This window comes from Streptomyces sp. NPDC001536, from assembly GCF_042894505.1.
In the GTDB taxonomy this organism is placed as follows: Bacteria; Actinomycetota; Actinomycetes; order Streptomycetales; family Streptomycetaceae; genus Streptomyces.
On sequence record NZ_JBIAVQ010000001.1, the window covers coordinates 63,286 to 79,807 of the forward strand.

Sequence of the window (16,522 nt, forward strand, 5' to 3'; positions counted from 1 at the left end):
CACATGGGGCTGCTGGACATCCTGCTCGGGCGCACGAAACCGGTCGCGCCCGATCTCGACCAGCTCTTCGCACTGCCGTCGGCGGCCGTCACCCTGGAGGCCGCCGCGGGGTTCACCCCGACCGGCAGCGGGGCGGTGTGCTTCGCCACGGTCGAGGGCGCCGCGTTCGAGCAGACGCACCGCGAGGTGCAGGCGCTCCTCGACGCGGACGCCGACCGCGACGGTCCCCCGGTCCAGCTGCGGCGCGACGAGTACGGCTACTCCTGGCTGGTCTCCGAGCGGGCCCCCGACGAACTGCCGCTGCTCGTGAACGACCTGCACGCCGTCAACGCCTCGATGGAGGTCAACGGCTTCGGCCCGCAGCTGCTGTGCTCGCTGGCGGGCTTCCGCGACCGCGCGGGCCGTACGCTCGCGCTGGTCTACCTCTACAAGCGCGGCACCTGGTTCCCTTTCGCGCCACTGCCCGACGCGGGGCAGCGGCGCGACAATCCGCTGGAACTGCGGGTCAAGGCGGCTCTCGGGAACGATCTGCGGATCGAGCAGGACCTGAACCGCTGGTTCCCGGTGTGGGGCGCCCCCGGTCTGTGACCGAGGGTCACCCCCCGAAGGGCTCACCTTCCGGAGGGGTCACCTCCGGAAGGGTTCAGTTGCCCTTCCTCTCGCGCTCCTGACGGCGGGACTCGAAGGGGCGCTCGCGGCGGTAGCGGCGCTCCCACTTGGCCTGCTTGTCACGGCGGTCGCGGTAGGACCGGTAGTCGCCGGGCACGACCCCGGACGAGGAGCCGCCGCGCGACGAGGAGGTCGAGGACGGGCCGCGTCCGTACTGCATGTACAGGAAGAGCACGGCAGCGGCGGCGAGCCAGTAGACGTGGTTTCCGAATCCGAGAACGACCAGGACCGCGGCCCCGGCCATGACGATGGTGCCCATCACGGGCCTCCGTGTGCGTGGGTGGGTGAGCAGCAGAGTAGCCCCGGCGCCGCCCGGTGAAACCGGTCGTGCGGCAAGCGGTGCGGAGCAGCTCCGCGATGCGTGTCCAGCGTAGGGAGACCGTCACTCCGTGTGCATCTCCTTTTCCCGCACGCCGGCATGCGCCCCGCATCCGGGCGCCCTAGAGTCGGGCGAAACGGCATATAGCACCGATAAGGGGTGTTTCCGGATGAGTGATCTCTTCGTCGTCGCCTACAACGACCTCGCCACCGCCAACCAGGTCCGCGAGAAGGTGATCGAGCTGTCCAAGCAGCATCTCGTCGAGCTGGAGGACATCGTGGTCGTCGAGCGGCGCGAGGACGGCAAGATCAAGCTGCACCAGGCCGTCAACCACACCGCCGCGGGCGCGGCGGGCGGTGCCCTGTGGGGCGGTGTGATCGGGCTCCTCTTCCTGGCCCCGCTGCTCGGCGCGGCGGTGGGTGCGGCGGCCGGCGCGGCCGGGGGCGCGATCACCGACACCGGCATCAACGACACCTTCATGAAGGACCTCAGCCAGAACCTCCGGCCGGGCGCCGCCGCCCTGTTCGTCCTGGTCAAGCAGGCCGCACAGGACAAGGTGATCCCGCAACTCACCCCGTTCGGCGGCCAGTTGGTGCAGACTTCGCTGAGCCAGGCCGACGAGGACCATCTGCGCGACGCGATCGCGGCGGCGCGGTCACCGAAGACGGAATCCGCTTCCTGACGCCGGCGCCGTCATGAGTGAATGAGGTCATGATCTCCTCGTTCACTCAGCACTGCGACGGCGAACGGCTCAGCGGGGTGTACGGCGGCGGTGGTCCGGACCGGGCCACCGCCGTTCTGCTGCACGGGGCGGGCAACGGCAGCAAGGAGCGGCTGACGCCGGTGCTGGAGGAGTTCGCGGGCCGCGGCTGCGGTGTGCTCGCCCTCGACTTCTCCGGGCACGGCGAATCCACGGGTGAGCTGCGGGAGTTGAGCCTGCGCCGGCGCTTCGAGCAGGCCGTCGCGGTGATCGACGCGCGGGTGCCGGCGGACGGGCCGCTGATCCTCGTCGGGTTCAGCATGAGCGGGCAGACGGTGGCGGATCTCGTACGGCACTACGGGGAGCGGGTGACGGCGATCGGGCTGTGCTCACCCGCCGTGTACGCGGCCGAGGCGTGGGACGTGCCGTTCGGGGACGGGGACAGCCGGTTCAGTGAGATCCTCCGTACGCCGGACAGCTGGCGCGGGGCGCCCGCGCTGGACACGCTGCGGGCGTACGAGGGGCGGGCGGTGCTCGCGGTGCCGGGCCACGACGAGGTCATCCCGCCCACCGTGACGGAGGCCGTCCAGGACGCGCTGGCCGCGCGCTCGCAGTACACGCGCCTCGAAGTCCCCGATGCCGGGCACCGGTTGGGCCCCTGGTTCCACGATCACGCGGACGACCGGCGGGAGTTCGTCGACGCGCTGCTGGTCGAGGGCTGGGCGGCGACCCGCGCCTGGGTGGCCAAGCAGCTGCCGGAGGGCCGCACGGTCGCCACCACCCGTTTCCTGTCCGGCGGTTGGAGCTCGCAGATGCGCGCCCTCACCCTCGACGACGGCACGGACCTGGTCCTGCGGTCCTTCGTGAAGCCCTTCTTCCGGCTGCACGCGCCCGGCCTCCTGAACCGTGAGGCGTCGGTCCTCACACTCCTGGCCGACCAGGACGGCATCCCGGCCCCCGAACTGCTCGCCGTGGACGCCACGGCCGAACACAGCGACCACCCGGGCCTGTTGATGTCCCGGCTGCCGGGCCGGGTGCGGGTCGACGAGGAGGATCTCGTACGGCGCCTCGACCTGCTCGCGGCCCAACTCGTCCGCATCCACCGGGTCGTACCGGACGAACGCCCGCGCGCCTATCAGGCCTGGACCTCGCCGGAGCGGGTGCGCGCGCCCGAGGGGGCGCTGTGGGAGCGGGCCGTGGACGTCATCCGGCGCGATCCACCGTCGTACGAAGGCGTCTTCCTGCACCGGGACTTCCACCCCGGGAACGTCCTCTTCACCGACGACCTGCGGATCGGCGGTGTCGTCGACTGGGTCGAGACCTCGTGGGGCCCCGCCGACCTGGACGTCGCCCACTGCTCGACGGCGCTCGCGCTGCTGCACGGGCCCGAGCACGGTCTCGGCTTTCGGGACCGCTACGAGGCCCAGGGCGGACGCCGGCTCGCCGACGGTACGGATCACCTGTACTGGCGGCTGCTCGACGCCCTCGCCTACGCGCCCGACGCCGGGAAACTGGCGGGCCCGTGGCGCGAGTTGGGGCGGACCGAGCTGACGCCGGAGGTGCTGGGCGGGCGGCTGGAGGCGTATGTGGGGGCGCTGTTGGAGCGGTACGCCTGACGGCGGAACGGTTCGTCAGAGTTCCGGGGCCGCTCTCACCACGCCCGCGGCGACCGCTGCGGTCAGGGTGGTGTGGTCGGTGGTGGTCTGGATGGCGTAGGTCCGGGCGAACTCGGCGACGGCCTGGTCGAAGGTGTCGGCGTTGCCCAGGTAGGCGGCGATGGCGATGCGGTCGCCGGAGCGGGCGTGGGCGCGTGCGAGGGCGGTGCCGCAGAGGCGGGCGTACGCGGTGAGGGCGGCCGGGGTCATGCCGGCGACGTCCGCCGAGCCCTTCATGTCGCGCAGCTGCCGCCAGTAGTAGGCCCGTCCCTGCGGTCCGGTCATCCAGCCCAGGAAGATGTCGCTGGCCGCCTGGAGCAGGCGCTGGCCCGCCACGACGCGATGTCCTGGGTGGACGTAGGGACCCTGCGGCAGATGGTCCTCCAGTACGGACTTCCGCGCCTCCTTGATCTGGAGGAACAGCGGGTCGTCCGCGTCCCGTCCGGCGAGCAGGACGATGAAGCAGCGGGTGCCGACGCTGCCGACGCCGACGACCTTGCGGGCGGCGTCGACGAAGCGGTAGCGGTCGAGCAGGAGGCGGCGCTCCTCGGAGAGGGTGGAGCGGTAGTCGCTGAAGATCTTGCGCAGGGCCGCCGTGTCGGGGGCGCCGGCGGGTTCCAGGAGCGGTGGGTCGTGGATGATCCGGTGGCGTCCGTCGACGACCTCCGTCAGCTTGCCGAGGGCCTGGAGGCTGGTGCGGCGGCGGGCTCGGGTCAGGCTCGACTGGACGCGGCTGCGGTGGCGGGCGGAGCGGACGAGTGGGAGCAGGGTGTCGGCGTCGAGGCGCTCGTACCAGACGGCGAGTTCGCCGAGCCCGGCGAGTCGTTGGATGGATGTGCGGTACGCGGCTGTCGCCTCCACGGCGGCCCGGTGTGCCTTCGCCTCGCTGTGGCCGTTCTCGCGGGCGGCCACGACCACGCTCGCGGCGAGCCGTTTCACATCCCACTCGAAGGGGCCGGGGAACGTCTCGTCGAAGTCGTTCAGGTCGAAGAGCAGGGAGCGTTCCGGGGAGGCGTACAGGCCGAAGTTGAGCAGGTGGGCGTCGCCGCAGAGTTGCACGGTGAGGCCGGTGTGGGGCTGGGCGGCGAGGTCCGCGGCCATCACCGCGGCGGCGCCGCGGAGGAAGGCGAACGGGGAGGCGGTCATCCTGCCGTACCGGATCGGCAGCAGCTCGGGCAGGCGGTCGCGGCCCTGGCGCTCCAGTACGGCGACGGGGTCCGGGCGGTCGATGGACGGGATCCAGGCGGCGTGGGCGGAGCGGGGGATGCGTTTGCGGGCGGCTCGGCCTTTTGCGGCGCGGTCGGTGGGGGTGCGGGGGGTGCCGGGGGCACCAGGGGTACCCGGGGTGCCGGGAGTTCCGGGGCTGCCGGGAGTTCCAGGGGCACCGGAAGTTCCAGGGGGCCCGGGGGTACCGGGGCTGCCGGGGGTACCGGGGCTGCCGGGAGTGTTCATCCGTCGCCCTGCCTCTGCATCGCGCCTCCCGGGTCCGCCGTGCCACCTCCTGATCGCAGCGAAGCCTGCGGCGGGGGGGTTGCGCATGCCGGGTACGGCGATCGGGTGACGGGATGCGGGCGGGGGCCCCATGGATTCTCGCCCCCGCCGCCCTTACCCAGTCCCGTCCCCAGGGGCGCTGCCCCTTCGACCCCGGCCCCTGGGGGCTCCGCCCCCAGACCCCCGTCGGCCCCGAAAGGGCCTCGTCCTCAAACGCCGGACGGGCTGGAACCGAGCGGGCGTTGTATGACGATCGGGTGCTGGTGCGGATGCACGGCATGCGGCACACGGTGTTCGTGCTCCCTGCCGCGCGCGAGCGTGCCGCGCTGGGGAGGCGGGGCGAGGGCACGGCGGCGGAACTCGCCCTGGGGGTTCCGGACGCCGTTGGAGCGGGAGTTGGTCCGGTAGGACCCTCAAGCGACGGCGCCGGGCACCCCGCGCGGCACGGGGTGCCCGGCGCCACGGCTCACCGTGCGTAACGCATCAGCGCCCGCACCATGTGGCACGTCGTGTCCGACGGCGGATGGACGCCGATCGTCTCCGCCGTGGTCCGTATCGTCTCGTTGCGGGCCTGGTTGGGCAGATAGACGCCCGAGTCGAGCAGGGCGATGGCGAGCCGCATCGCCTTGAGGCGGCGGTTGTGCGTGATGTACCACTCGCGCGGGCGGCCGGGCGGCAGTGCGCGCTTCTCCACGGGCGCGTACGGCAGGTCCAGCAGCACCGGGTGCTGAGCGGTCGACTGGGTGGGCAACGGCTTCAGTGCGGCAGCGGGCACAGGCATCCTCCTGTCGCGGTCAGGGCGTCCACGAGGGGCCACGACGCCCCCGGCAACACCCTCGAACACTTCTACTATTCTACCCTCCGCCACTGACAAAAGGCCCTGGCCACAAGGGTTTCGGGGCGGCTGTGACCCAGGTGGAGAACGGGTTCTCGCGTACCGTGGACGGCATGGAGATCTGGATCAACCCGGCCTGTTCCAAGTGCCGCAGCGCCATCGGCCTGCTCGACGCCGAGGGCGCCGACTACACCGTCCGCCGCTACCTGGAGGACGTACCGAACGAGGCCGAGATCAAGGACGTACTCGACCGCCTCGGCCTCGAACCGTGGGACATCACCCGCACCCAGGAGGCCGCCGCCAAGGAGCTCGGGCTCAAGGAGTGGGCCCGGGACGAGTCGACGCGCGAACAGTGGGTCAAGGCGCTCGCCGAGCACCCCAAGCTCATCCAGCGGCCGATCATCACGGCGCAGGACGGGACGGCGGTGGTCGGCCGTACCGACGAGGCCGTACGGGACGCTCTGTCCCGGTAGGCAACTGATTGTCCGGCGGCGGGAGTTCGGGGCGCCGGCGCTGTTACCCTCCGCCGCCATGAGCTTCGGTGATCAAGGAACGCCGTACGGGGCCGTGGACCCGTACACCCAGTGGGTGGTCGAGCAGGAGCGGATACGTCGGCGCCGGCGCACCCGGCGCGCGGTGGCCGCGGGGACGGGTGTCGTCCTCGTCGCGGCGATCACCGCGGGAGCCGTCCTGTACACGGGCGGAGACGGTGCCGGGGAGGCGGCCGCTCCCCCGTCGTCGACCGCCCCCGGATCGTCGGCCGTTCCGTCCGTCACCGCCTCCCTGCCCCCCGACGCCCCGTCCGCCCTGCCCTCCCTGCTCGCCCGGCCCGTGATCCGTCCGGAGCAGGCCTTCCCCGCCAAGAGCGTGCGCCTGGGCGACGGCTCCCGGTACGAGCGCGTCGACCTGGCCACCACCACCGACTGCTCGGAGGGCATGTCACCGGAGCTGGCCGCACTGATCCAACAGGGGCAGGGGTGCGAGCGGTTGACCGCGGCACTGTTCACGGACACCGAGCGGCGGTCGCAGGTGACGGTGGCCGTGCTGAGCTTCAAGACCGTCCAGGACGCCTCGACCGTCTTCGGGATGGCCTCGATGGACCCGGTGACCTATCAGGTGGTCTCGCTCGATCCGCCGCCGGAGGCGGGGATGCCGACCGTGCCGCCCGGATCGGCCGGGGTGTTCCGGCGGTTGATGACCGTGCGGTCCGTGGTGTTCGCCAACGGACAGTGGGGGGACGGCTCGGAGACCGACGAGGCCGCGATCACCAAGGAGACCGAGGATCTCCTCCAGTACGCCGACGACAACGTGGTGGCGTACGAGGATCCCGATTCGGTGTGACGCAGGTTACTTCAGTGACTCCTGTAACCGCTGAGTAACCTCGTTCGGTATCTCGTACATAGCGGCGTACGCTCCCCGACCTCCCAGGAGGCGCGCATGTCGCGTAGGAGAACTGTCAGTACGGGCAAGAAGGTCGCGCTGTTCGTCGGCGCGGCCGCGGTGGCGGGCGGTGGTGCCTTCGTCATGGCGAGCACGTCGAACGCCTCGCAGACCCCGCAGGACGTGCGGACCAAGGCCGACTCGGCCGTCTGCCAGGGCCTCGCCACCGCCCTCGGCAACAACCAGAAGTTCATCGACGGTCAACGGGCCGCTCCGGACGCGCAGTCCACGGCCCGGATCGCCAACCGCGAGGCCGTCATCGCACAGATCAAGGTGCAGCAGAAGGCGTCCGGGTGCGCTGTTGGGGAGTCGGCTCAGGACTCCCAGGCGGCACAGCCGGCCACCCCTGCCGCGCCGAGCTCACCGGCGGCCTCCGCGGGCAACGCCGGGAACGGGAACGCCGGCGGGGCCCCCGCCTCCGGGCAGCAGGTCTGCAACGGCTCCACCGTCACCCTCTCCGGCGAGGGCGGGGCGCCCGCCGCCTCCAGCAACCAGTTCCCGGCGGGGACGAAGCTGAAGGTCACCAACCTGGACAACAACAAGTCCACGACGGTGGAGGTCACCTCGGTCTCCGGCAGCTGTGCGCTGCTGAACAACGCCGCTTTCGAACAGGTCCGTGAGCCCGGGAAGTTCCTCATCCGACGGGCCGTGATCGAGAAGGTGGGGTGAGGCCGACGGCGTAGGAACCCACCGAGGCGGCGGCCGACGCGCCGTCACCTCGTACGTGTCATATGTCCTGCTGTTCGCGGCCACGAACAGCAGGACCGACACGTCCGGCCCGCGCGACGCCCGAGGCGTGCGACGCGGGCCCGGTCACCGGCTTCGACACGGAGGGGAAGCCGGCGACCACCCCTTCGGCAACCGCATCGCATACGAGCTGTCGTGCCGTGCCGATCCGCCGCCGCGAACAGGGCTTTCTGTCGGCTTTCTGTGTCGGCTTCTGCACACCGGCCGTCCTCACGGCGTGAGACGGGCCACAGAACCACCAGGTAACACGGGGTTCACATTGGAGCAATGATCGGGAAATCGCCTGTTGACAGGCTGCCGGGCATCAAGCGCGGCGTTTCAGTGCCGCAGCGCCGCAGCACCCGCACATGCGCCTAGAGACCCACCCCGAAGGATGTGTCCCGTGACCTTCAAGGCTGAGTACATCTGGATCGACGGCACCGAGCCGACGGCCAAGCTTCGCTCGAAGACCAAGATACTGGCCGACTCCGCCAAGGGCGCCGAGCTGCCGATCTGGGGCTTCGACGGTTCCTCCACGAACCAGGCCGAGGGTCACTCCTCCGACCGTGTGCTCAAGCCGGTGTTCTCCTGCCCGGACCCGATCCGTGGCGGCGACGACATCCTGGTCCTGTGTGAGGTCCTCGACATCGACTTCACCCCGCACTCCTCCAACACCCGCGCCGCGCTGGTCGAGGTCGCCGAGAAGTTCGCCGCTCAGGAGCCGATCTTCGGCATCGAGCAGGAGTACACCTTCTTCAAGGACGGCTACCCGCTCGGCTTCCCCAAGGGCGGCTTCCCGGCCCCCCAGGGCGGCTACTACTGCGGTGTCGGCGCCGACGAGATCTTCGGCCGTGACGTCGTCGAGGCGCACCTCGACAACTGCCTGAAGGCGGGTCTGGCGATCTCCGGCATCAACGCCGAGGTCATGCCCGGTCAGTGGGAGTTCCAGGTCGGCCCGGTCTCCCCGCTGGAGGTCTCCGACCACCTGTGGGTCGCCCGCTGGCTGCTCTACCGCACCGCCGAGGACTTCGGCGTCTCCGCCACCCTGGACCCCAAGCCGGTCAAGGGCGACTGGAACGGCGCGGGCGCGCACACCAACTTCTCCACCAAGGCGATGCGCGAGGGCTACGACGCGATCATCACCGCGTGCGAGTCGCTCGGTGAGGGCTCCAAGCCCCTCGACCACGTCAAGAACTACGGCGCCGGCATCGACGACCGTCTGACGGGTCTGCACGAGACCGCCCCGTGGAACGAGTACTCCTACGGTGTCTCCAACCGTGGCGCCTCGGTCCGTATCCCGTGGCAGGTCGAGAAGGACGGCAAGGGCTACATCGAGGACCGCCGCCCGAACGCCAACGTCGACCCGTACCTGGTGACGCGGCTGATCGTCGACACGTGCTGCTCCGCGCTGGAGAAGGCCGGTCAGGTCTGATCCGCCGATCAGGAGCTTCCCGAGGGGCGTCCACCATCACGGTGGGCGCCCCTCGGCGCGTTGTCAGTGGAACGTGCGAGGGTGGGGACATGGAGATCGACGGGGGCCCGCTCGACATCAAGGTCGAGACGGAGAGCTATGAGACGCACACACGGATTTCGGCCGCCCGCCTGCGTGAGCTGGTGCACCGGATCGGGGGCAGCGGCGATCACTTCCTGATCGTGCAGCGGATACCGGACCGGCCGGCCGTGTTCATCCAGGTCGCCCACGAGCCGGGTGGGGTCTACGAGTTCCAGCACCGCACCGGCCCCGTCCCCCACATGTGGGTGACCGAGGTGACGGACCCGGACCTCGTCGCGGACGTCATGGCGCGCTGGGCGCGGCAGGAGAAGGACTGGGACGCCGGGGTCACCTGGCGGCGCGACGAACTCGGCGCGCCCCAGGAGGTGCCCCCGCCCGACCCGGAGGTCGCCGCGCGGGCCGAGGAGTACGTGCGCGAGACGCTCGCCGACGGCTATCTCGGCATCAAGGAGATCATCCGCGAGACCGTGTACATGGTGGAGGACCGGCTCACCTCCGCCCAGGCCCGCCCGATCGTCGAGCGGCTGTGGCTGGAGCGGGTCGAGGAGCAGGAGTCCTGGACCGGGCCGACCGACCCGGACCGTCTGGAGCGGGCGTTCGCGGCGCTGGAGGCGGACGGCATCGTCGCGCGGGAGCACTTCGCCTGCTGCGGCAGCTGCGGGAAGGCTGAGATCGGCGCCGAGATGGCGGACGCGGGCGCCCGCGGGTTCGTCTTCTTCCACTACCAGTGCACCCGCAGCGCGGCCGAGCACGACGAACTCACCCTCTACTACGGAGGGGTCGACAACGCCCCGGAGGCCGACGCCGCCGTGGGCCGCGAGATCGTCGCCGCTCTCGATGCCGCCGGGTTGTCCACGGAGTGGGACGGCAATCCGGACAAGACCATCACCGTCACTCCCCTGGTCTGGCGCAAACGCCTGGTGGGGTGATGCACACCACCCTCGATTTCACGTCAAGGAAGCGTCCAAGCAGTGAGAGGAGTCTCCTGTTGCGGGCCTGTGTCTGCTTCAATGAGCGCATGGCCAGCTTCCAGAACCCCAGCGCGACAGGTCGCCATGACCTCGAGCCGTTCTGGCCCTCCCGTCAGCACCATGACTTCGACCGGGTGTGTTGCCGCGCGGTGAACGCGCGGGCCCTCTAAAGCCGTACACCCCTTCGGCCTTCGGCCAGCGCGCAGTCGACGTACGTCCACCGACGAACCTCCTCGCGCGAAAAGAGCTGACTTCTCATGGCGACCACTCGTTCCCTGTCCACCGCCACTCTCCCCACCCCCTCCGAGAGCGGCGCACGGCATCGACTCCGGGCCGTCGGCCCGGACGACGTCCTGCCCAGCGTCGCGGACTTCCTGCCGCCCGGCGCCACCTGGCTGCCCGCTCCGCAGCACACCCTGCCCACCCTGCCGGGCCAGCCGCCGATGATCGGCTACCTGGTGCTCGTCCCGGCCGACCAGCAGCCGCCCCTCCTGCCGGACCCGGCGGGCGTCCAGGCCGGTGAGGCCGACGGCGACCCGCTCGTCCGCATCGACACCGTGCAGCGCACCGCCGAGGTCAACGGCACGGAACTCGACCTGACCTACCTGGAGTTCGAGCTCCTCGCCCATCTCGTCGCGCACCCGCACCGGGTGCACACCCGCGACCAGCTGGTCACCACGGTGTGGGGCTACGGCCATGTGGGCGACGGCCGTACCGTCGACGTCCACATCGCCCGGCTGCGCCGCAAGCTGGGCGCCGAGAACCGCCAGGCGATCCAGACGATCCGCCGGGTCGGCTACAAGTACTCCCCGCCGACCGGGCGCTGACGCCACCGCTCGTCTGCTGACGGCAGATATCCGTCCCGTACGGCCGCTCCGGCGTGCAGAGTCTGTGCCATGAGACTTCTGGTGCTGGGTGGTACGGAGTTCGCGGGACGGGCCGTCGTCGAGGCAGCCCTCGGGCGCGGCTGGGACGTCACCGTCTTCCATCGTGGACGGCACGCGCCTGCGGCCGGGGTGCGGTCGCTGCACGGCGACCGCACCGCGCCCGACGGGCTCGCCGCCCTCGAAGACGACGAGGGCACCTGGGACGCCGTCGTCGACACCTGGTCGGCGGCGCCCTCCGCCGTCCGGGACACGGCGCGACTGCTGCGGGGCCGCGCCGGACGGTACGTGTACGTGTCGAGCTGCTCGGTGTACGCCTGGGCCCCGCCCGTCGGCTACACCGAGGACGCTCCCCTGGTGGCGGGCGCCTCCGCCGACGCCGGGCAGAGCGACTACGCCCGGGACAAGCTGGGCGGCGAGCTGGCCGCGACCGAGGTCTTCGGCGCGGACCGCTCGCTGCTCGTCCGGTCGGGGCTGCTGATCGGGCCGTACGAGAACATCGGGCGGCTGCCGTGGTGGCTGACCCGCATCGCGCGCGGCGGTCCGGTGCTGGCGCCCGGGCCCCGGGAACTGCCGTTGCAGTACGTCGATGTCCGCGACCTCGCCGGGTGGATCCTGGACGGGGTGGAGCGGGAGCTGAGCGGGCCGTACAACCTGATGAGCGAGCGCGGGCACACCACCATGGGTGCGCTCCTGGACGCCTGCTCGAAGGTGACCGGGGGCACCGCCGACCTGCGGTGGACCGACCCGGACGTGGTGCTCGGCGCCGGGATCGAGCCGTGGACCCAGCTGCCGGTGTGGGTGCCGCCGGGCAGTGATCTGGAGGCCGCGCTGCACAGCGCCGACGTCTCACGGGCGCTCGGGGCGGGGCTGCGCTGCCGGCCGGTCGAGGAGACCGTGGCCGACACCTGGAGCTGGCTGCGGGAGATCGGCGGCACCGCGCCGCAGCGGCCCGACCGGCCCGCGGTGGGCCTGGACCCGGTGGTGGAGGCGAAGGTGCTGGGGATCGACGGGGGTCTCGACGGGGGTGTACCCAGCACCACCCCCTGACCCGGTGGTCAAGCCCCGTGCCCCCGCCCGCCCCCTCGGCCAGACTGGCTGCCATGGACATCGAGACGCAGCGCGACAGCGGTCGCACCGGGGCAAAAGGCATGGGGCGGGCGGCGGTTCGGGGGTTGGGGCTGGCGCTGGTGGCGCTGCCGGGGGCCGTGCTCTGTTTCACGCTCTCGCTGGTGTCCTTCGCGCTGATCCCGATCGGCGTCGGGATCGTGACCACACCGTGGGTGCTGACCGGCGTACGGGCGTTCGCGGACTGGCGGCGGGTGCTCGCCGCCGAGTGGGGCGGGGTGCGGATCCCGTCGGCGTACCGGCCGATCCCGAAGGACGCCAACCCGTGGACCCGGACCTTCGGCATGCTGCGGGACCCGGCGACCTGGCGGGACTTCCGTTGGCTGCCGGTCGACATGACGGCGGGCTTCGTCACCGCGCTGCTGCCGGCGGTGCTGGTGCTCTACCCGCTGGAGGGGTTCGCGCTGGCGGCGGGGCTGTGGCGGGTGTTCCCCGACGGGTACTGGTACGGGTTCGTGCCGGTCAGCGGGCAGGGCTCCGCGCTCCTCGCCGCCGCCCTGGGGCTCGTCATCCTCTTCTTCGGCCACTTCTTCGCGCCCCGGGCGCTCCAGGGGCACTTCCGGCTGACCAAGGCCGTTCTCGGTGCCGGTCAGGGTGAACTCGCCGAGCGGGTGCGGGTGTTGACCGAGACGCGGCGCGATGCCGTGGACACCTCGGCTGCCGAACTGCGGCGCATCGAGCGGGATCTGCACGACGGGGCGCAGGCGCGGCTGGTCGCGATGGGCATGGACCTGGGCACCATCGAGATGCTCCTCGACAAGGACCCGGGGAAAGCGAAGGAGTTGCTCGCGCAGGCCCGCAAGTCCTCCGTCGACGCGCTCGCCGAACTGCGCGACCTGGTCCGCGGCATCCATCCGCCGGTGCTCGCCGAGCGCGGACTCGGGGACGCCGTAAGGGCGTTGGCGCTGCGGCTGCCGCTGCCCTCCGAGGTGACGGTGGAGCTGCCCGGGCGGGCGGACGCCCCGGTCGAGTCGGCGGCGTACTTCGCGATCAGCGAGGTCCTCACCAACGCCGTGAAGCACTCCGGCGCCGAACGGCTCTGGATCGACCTGCACCACGCCGAGGACATGCTGCGGATCACCGTCACCGACGACGGCAAGGGCGGCGCGGTGATCGGGGCGGGCTCGGGTCTGGCCGGGGTCGAGCGCCGGCTGGGTACATTCGACGGCGTCCTGGCCGTCAGCAGCCCCGCGGGCGGTCCCACCATGGTGACCATGGAGATCCCTTGCGTGTTGTCCTAGCCGAAGACCTGTTCCTGCTGCGCGACGGACTGGTCCGGCTGCTGGAAGCCCACGCCTTCGAGATCGCGGCCGCCGTCGAGTCCGGCCCCGAGCTCGCCCGCGCGCTGGCCGAGCTGGAGCCGGACGTCGCCGTGGTCGACGTACGGCTGCCGCCCACGCACACCGACGAGGGGCTGCAGTGTGCGCTGGACGCCCGGCGGGCGCGGCCCGGGCTGCCCGTGCTGGTGCTGTCGCAGCACGTGGAGCAGCTGTACGCGCGCGAGCTGCTGGCCGACGGGACCGGCGGGGTGGGGTATCTGCTGAAGGACCGGGTGTTCGACGCGGCGCAGTTCGTGGACGCCGTGCACCGGGTGGCGGCGGGCGGTACGGCCATGGACCCGCAGGTGATCCAGCAGCTGCTGACCCGGCGGGCCGCTGCCGATCAGCCGCTCGGGCGGCTGACCCCGCGGGAGCGGGAGGTGCTGGAGCTGATGGCGCAGGGGCGGTCCAACGCGGCGATCGCGGGCCAGCTCGTCGTCACAGAACGGGCCATTGCCAAGCACACCTCCAACATCTTCACCAAACTGGATCTCGAGGTGTCGGACGACGACAATCGACGCGTTCTGGCGGTCCTCGCCTATCTGGACCAGGGCCGGTGAACGGTTGCTGATTTTCTGTAACTTCCGCTGCTCAGGCGATGGTTGAGGCCGGGCGGCCGATTAATCCTCTGATTTGTTTGTGAGGCGACTGAACACCCCTGGGGTCACGTCCGTATGGAACGACGCCGCTTCACTCCTGTCGGGCGACTCGACGCCCCGCAAGGAAGTCAGAGGAGTTCCATGGGACGCAACATTCGCAAACGCCGTACGTCGATGACCACCAAGGTCGTGGCCGGATCGGCAGCCCTAGCGCTCGGTGGGGGCGGGCTTGTCTGGGCGAACTTCTATGCCTCGGCGCACGAGTCGGGGTCGGGAAACAACCAGGTGAAGGCCGCCGGGGCACAGATCGCCACGATCCAGTGCCCGGACGTCGGCCAGAAGCTGACGAACGTCCCGAATGGCGCCCGGCCCGGCGTGAGTACGGAGCTGGCGAACCTGGACAAGCAGATCACCGAGGCCTACGCCCGCCTCGCCTCCACGCGCCAGGCGCAGACGAACGACGCGGGATTCGTCCAGAACGCGATCCTCGGCCCGCTCAAGGACAAGCGGACCGCGGCTCTGGACCGGATCCGGATCAACATCCAGCGCGCCGGCGGTGCCAACACCAACCTGGGCCAGCTCGCCGCGTGCACCGGCGTCCCGGCCGAGCAGCCGCAGACCAACGACGGCGAGGCCGGCCAGAACGGCGGTCAGCAGAACGGCGACGGTCAGCAGCAGGGCGACGGCCAGCAGCAAGGTGACGGCCAGCAGCAGGGCGACGGCCAGGACCAGGGTCAGGACAACGGTCAGGACCAGGGCAACGGCGGCCAGCAGAACGGTCAGGGCGGCAACGGCCCGACGGCCGACGACTTCGTGGACATCACGCAGGTCCAGGCCAACGCCCAGCTGGGTGTGGGCGCGAACGGACTCCCGGCGAACGGCCGGTCGGGTTCGCGAGGCACCTTCACCACCAAGTGCGGCACTAACGGCAACGACAACCACAACACGGACAACGTGATCGTGGCGCCCGGTGTCTCCAACGGTGCCCACCACCTGCACGACTACGTCGGCAACCAGAGCAACGACGCGTTCGCGAGCGACCAGGAGCTGGCGGCGGCCCAGACCACCTGCCAGAACCAGGGCGACAAGTCCTCGTACTTCTGGCCGGTGCTGCGACTCCAGGACGGTACGCAGGACTTCGACCAGAACGCGGCCGGCGGTGGCACCGAGGGCAACGTGGGCAAGATCCTCCAGCCCGCCCAGGCGCAGCTGAAGTTCGTCGGCAACAAGAAGGGCAAGGTCGTCGCGATGCCGACGGCCCTGCGCATCATCACCGGTGACGCCAAGGCGTTCGTCAACGGCAACGCCAACGCCAACGTCAACTGGAGCTGCACCGGCTTCGAGAACAAGGTCCAGCTGAAGGACAAGTACCCGATCTGCCCGCAGGGCAGCCAGGTGGTGCGCACGACCAACTTCCAGAGCTGCTGGGACGGTCAGAACATCGACAGTGCCAACCACCGCACCCACGTGGCGTTCGTCCAGGCCGACGGCACCTGCGCGAACAACTTCAAGGCGATCCCGCAGCTCCAGGTCCGGCTGGTCTACAACGTCCCGGCCCCGACCATCGAGAACGGGACGGTCGTGAACCCGTACGCGGTGGACTCCTTCCCGGAGAACCTGCACAAGCCGATCACCGACCACAACGACTTCATCAACTTCTTCTCCGCGAACACGATGAACAAGATGGTCAAGTGCATCAACACCGGCCAGAAGTGCCAGTGAGCTAGCGCATGAGAAAGCCGGCGGTGGGATTCCCACCGCCGGCTTTCTCATGCTCGGTGACCGCGTGCTCAGTGGCTGCCGGAGTGCGCGGTGTGGTCCTGGCCCTCCTCGATGTCGCCGCCGAGCGTGGCGCGCAGCGCCGTCACCGTCTTGGTCTCGCCGACGGCGATCCACTTGCGGCCCACGAGGTAGTGACCGCCGTAGTCCTTGGCCCCGTTGATCCACTCGCGCTGGCCGCGGTCGGTGGCGAAGGTGGCCAGGATGAACTTGCCGTCGGCGTCGCTCTTGCGGCACGAGGCCTGGCGGATCTCGTCGGCGTCGATCTGGATGGTCGGATCGCAGCCCACTTCGGCAGCCAGGTGTTCGAGGCTACCGGTCGCCGTCTCCGGCACGGCGGCCTTGTCGTCGTCGCCCCCGGAGCCGCAGCCGGCCAGCACAAGAGCCGCCGCGGCGGCGGCGAGGATCGATCGGGTCAACCTCATCTGTTCCTCCGGAACCTTCCCATGGGCCTGGGTGCCCGTCCCCTTCCATACGGCTGTGGGACAAGGTGT

Annotated in this window: 17 protein-coding genes and 1 pseudogene; 14 read left to right on the plus strand and 4 right to left on the minus strand. The window is 70.8% G+C overall.

The window, feature by feature from the left end; all coding sequences use genetic code 11:
* The first annotated feature begins 3 nt into the window (after positions 1-3).
* Positions 4-588: a hypothetical protein gene (locus tag ACFY0U_RS00295; protein WP_388627920.1), complete on the plus strand. Its 585-nt coding sequence runs from the start codon at positions 4-6 to the stop codon at positions 586-588.
* Positions 589-643: 55 nt separating this feature from the next.
* Here the strand turns inward: ACFY0U_RS00295 and ACFY0U_RS00300 are convergent, their stop codons facing one another.
* Positions 644-928, minus strand: a complete 285-nt coding sequence (locus tag ACFY0U_RS00300) for a hypothetical protein (RefSeq protein ID WP_388627923.1) — start codon at positions 926-928, stop codon at positions 644-646.
* A 229-nt stretch (positions 929-1,157) separates the two neighbouring features.
* Between ACFY0U_RS00300 and ACFY0U_RS00305 the strand changes: the two genes are divergently transcribed.
* Positions 1,158-1,670, plus strand: a complete 513-nt coding sequence (locus tag ACFY0U_RS00305) for a DUF1269 domain-containing protein (protein WP_388627925.1) — start codon at positions 1,158-1,160, stop codon at positions 1,668-1,670.
* A gap of 29 nt (positions 1,671-1,699) precedes the next feature.
* Positions 1,700-3,304: an alpha/beta fold hydrolase gene (locus ACFY0U_RS00310; RefSeq protein WP_388627928.1), complete on the plus strand. Its 1,605-nt coding sequence runs from the start codon at positions 1,700-1,702 to the stop codon at positions 3,302-3,304.
* 15 nt (positions 3,305-3,319) lie between these two features.
* On the opposite strand, the gene ACFY0U_RS00315 is transcribed toward ACFY0U_RS00310, so the two are convergent.
* Positions 3,320-4,795 carry a DUF2252 domain-containing protein gene (locus tag ACFY0U_RS00315; protein WP_388627931.1) on the minus strand — a complete coding sequence of 492 codons (1,476 nt, stop codon included), beginning with the start codon at positions 4,793-4,795 and terminating at the stop codon, positions 3,320-3,322.
* Positions 4,796-5,064: 269 nt separating this feature from the next.
* On the opposite strand from ACFY0U_RS00315, the pseudogene ACFY0U_RS00320 reads away from it, so the two are divergent.
* Positions 5,065-5,259: pseudogene (locus ACFY0U_RS00320) on the plus strand (winged helix DNA-binding domain-containing protein); the annotation flags it as partial.
* A 41-nt stretch (positions 5,260-5,300) separates the two neighbouring features.
* On the opposite strand, the gene ACFY0U_RS00325 reads toward ACFY0U_RS00320, so the two are convergent.
* Positions 5,301-5,609, minus strand: coding sequence for a hypothetical protein (locus ACFY0U_RS00325; protein ID WP_266893400.1), 309 nt, complete (start codon positions 5,607-5,609; stop codon positions 5,301-5,303).
* Positions 5,610-5,782: 173 nt separating this feature from the next.
* Here ACFY0U_RS00325 and ACFY0U_RS00330 point away from each other — a divergent pair, with 173 nt between their 5' ends.
* From ACFY0U_RS00330 to ACFY0U_RS00375, 10 genes are all read left to right on the plus strand, one after another.
* Entirely contained in the window at positions 5,783-6,142 is a 360-nt protein-coding gene (locus ACFY0U_RS00330) for an arsenate reductase family protein (protein WP_388627935.1), read from the plus strand.
* A 58-nt stretch (positions 6,143-6,200) separates the two neighbouring features.
* On the plus strand, positions 6,201-7,010 hold the full coding sequence (locus ACFY0U_RS00335; protein WP_388627937.1) for a hypothetical protein: 810 nt from the start codon (positions 6,201-6,203) through the stop codon (positions 7,008-7,010).
* A gap of 96 nt (positions 7,011-7,106) precedes the next feature.
* Positions 7,107-7,778: a hypothetical protein gene (locus tag ACFY0U_RS00340; protein WP_388627940.1), complete on the plus strand. Its 672-nt coding sequence runs from the start codon at positions 7,107-7,109 to the stop codon at positions 7,776-7,778.
* 460 nt (positions 7,779-8,238) lie between these two features.
* The gene (glnII, locus tag ACFY0U_RS00345; protein ID WP_388627943.1) at positions 8,239-9,267 is read left to right on the plus strand and encodes a glutamine synthetase; all 1,029 of its coding nucleotides are present in this window, start codon (positions 8,239-8,241) and stop codon (positions 9,265-9,267) included.
* Positions 9,268-9,356: 89 nt separating this feature from the next.
* The gene (locus ACFY0U_RS00350) at positions 9,357-10,277 is read left to right on the plus strand and encodes a DUF6891 domain-containing protein (protein WP_388627946.1); all 921 of its coding nucleotides are present in this window, start codon (positions 9,357-9,359) and stop codon (positions 10,275-10,277) included.
* A 299-nt stretch (positions 10,278-10,576) separates the two neighbouring features.
* Positions 10,577-11,146, plus strand: a complete 570-nt coding sequence (locus ACFY0U_RS00355) for a winged helix-turn-helix domain-containing protein (RefSeq protein WP_388627949.1) — start codon at positions 10,577-10,579, stop codon at positions 11,144-11,146.
* A 69-nt stretch (positions 11,147-11,215) separates the two neighbouring features.
* The gene (locus ACFY0U_RS00360) at positions 11,216-12,253 is read left to right on the plus strand and encodes an NAD-dependent epimerase/dehydratase family protein (protein WP_388627951.1); all 1,038 of its coding nucleotides are present in this window, start codon (positions 11,216-11,218) and stop codon (positions 12,251-12,253) included.
* Between the two features lie 53 nt (positions 12,254-12,306).
* Positions 12,307-13,572: a sensor histidine kinase gene (locus ACFY0U_RS00365; protein WP_388627954.1), complete on the plus strand. Its 1,266-nt coding sequence runs from the start codon at positions 12,307-12,309 to the stop codon at positions 13,570-13,572.
* The gene (locus ACFY0U_RS00370) at positions 13,557-14,210 is read left to right on the plus strand and encodes a LuxR C-terminal-related transcriptional regulator (RefSeq protein ID WP_388627957.1); all 654 of its coding nucleotides are present in this window, start codon (positions 13,557-13,559) and stop codon (positions 14,208-14,210) included. Before ACFY0U_RS00365 ends, ACFY0U_RS00370 begins: the two co-directional genes overlap by 16 nt.
* 180 nt (positions 14,211-14,390) lie before the next feature.
* Positions 14,391-15,971 (plus strand): DUF1996 domain-containing protein, encoded by a 1,581-nt coding sequence (locus ACFY0U_RS00375; protein ID WP_388627959.1) that lies wholly within the window; start codon positions 14,391-14,393, stop codon positions 15,969-15,971.
* A 68-nt stretch (positions 15,972-16,039) separates the two neighbouring features.
* Here ACFY0U_RS00375 and ACFY0U_RS00380 read toward each other — a convergent pair whose 3' ends face one another.
* Positions 16,040-16,453 (minus strand): hypothetical protein, encoded by a 414-nt coding sequence (locus ACFY0U_RS00380; RefSeq protein WP_388627962.1) that lies wholly within the window; start codon positions 16,451-16,453, stop codon positions 16,040-16,042.
* Positions 16,454-16,522 lie beyond the last annotated feature (69 nt).

Excerpts from the sequence above, each read along its gene's own strand:
- ACFY0U_RS00295 (WP_388627920.1), top strand. The coding sequence starts at position 4 with ATGGGGCTGCTGGACATCCTGCTCGGGCGCACGAAACCGGTCGCGCCC.
- ACFY0U_RS00300 (WP_388627923.1), bottom strand. The coding sequence starts at position 928 with ATGGGCACCATCGTCATGGCCGGGGCCGCGGTCCTGGTCGTTCTCGGA.
- ACFY0U_RS00305 (WP_388627925.1), top strand. The coding sequence starts at position 1,158 with ATGAGTGATCTCTTCGTCGTCGCCTACAACGACCTCGCCACCGCCAAC.
- ACFY0U_RS00310 (WP_388627928.1), top strand. The coding sequence starts at position 1,700 with ATGATCTCCTCGTTCACTCAGCACTGCGACGGCGAACGGCTCAGCGGG.
- ACFY0U_RS00315 (WP_388627931.1), bottom strand. The coding sequence starts at position 4,795 with ATGAACACTCCCGGCAGCCCCGGTACCCCCGGCAGCCCCGGTACCCCC.
- ACFY0U_RS00330 (WP_388627935.1), top strand. The coding sequence starts at position 5,783 with ATGGAGATCTGGATCAACCCGGCCTGTTCCAAGTGCCGCAGCGCCATC.
- ACFY0U_RS00335 (WP_388627937.1), top strand. The coding sequence starts at position 6,201 with ATGAGCTTCGGTGATCAAGGAACGCCGTACGGGGCCGTGGACCCGTAC.
- ACFY0U_RS00340 (WP_388627940.1), top strand. The coding sequence starts at position 7,107 with ATGTCGCGTAGGAGAACTGTCAGTACGGGCAAGAAGGTCGCGCTGTTC.
- ACFY0U_RS00350 (WP_388627946.1), top strand. The coding sequence starts at position 9,357 with ATGGAGATCGACGGGGGCCCGCTCGACATCAAGGTCGAGACGGAGAGC.
- ACFY0U_RS00355 (WP_388627949.1), top strand. The coding sequence starts at position 10,577 with ATGGCGACCACTCGTTCCCTGTCCACCGCCACTCTCCCCACCCCCTCC.
- ACFY0U_RS00360 (WP_388627951.1), top strand. The coding sequence starts at position 11,216 with ATGAGACTTCTGGTGCTGGGTGGTACGGAGTTCGCGGGACGGGCCGTC.
- ACFY0U_RS00365 (WP_388627954.1), top strand. The coding sequence starts at position 12,307 with ATGGACATCGAGACGCAGCGCGACAGCGGTCGCACCGGGGCAAAAGGC.
- ACFY0U_RS00375 (WP_388627959.1), top strand. The coding sequence starts at position 14,391 with ATGGGACGCAACATTCGCAAACGCCGTACGTCGATGACCACCAAGGTC.
- ACFY0U_RS00380 (WP_388627962.1), bottom strand. The coding sequence starts at position 16,453 with ATGAGGTTGACCCGATCGATCCTCGCCGCCGCCGCGGCGGCTCTTGTG.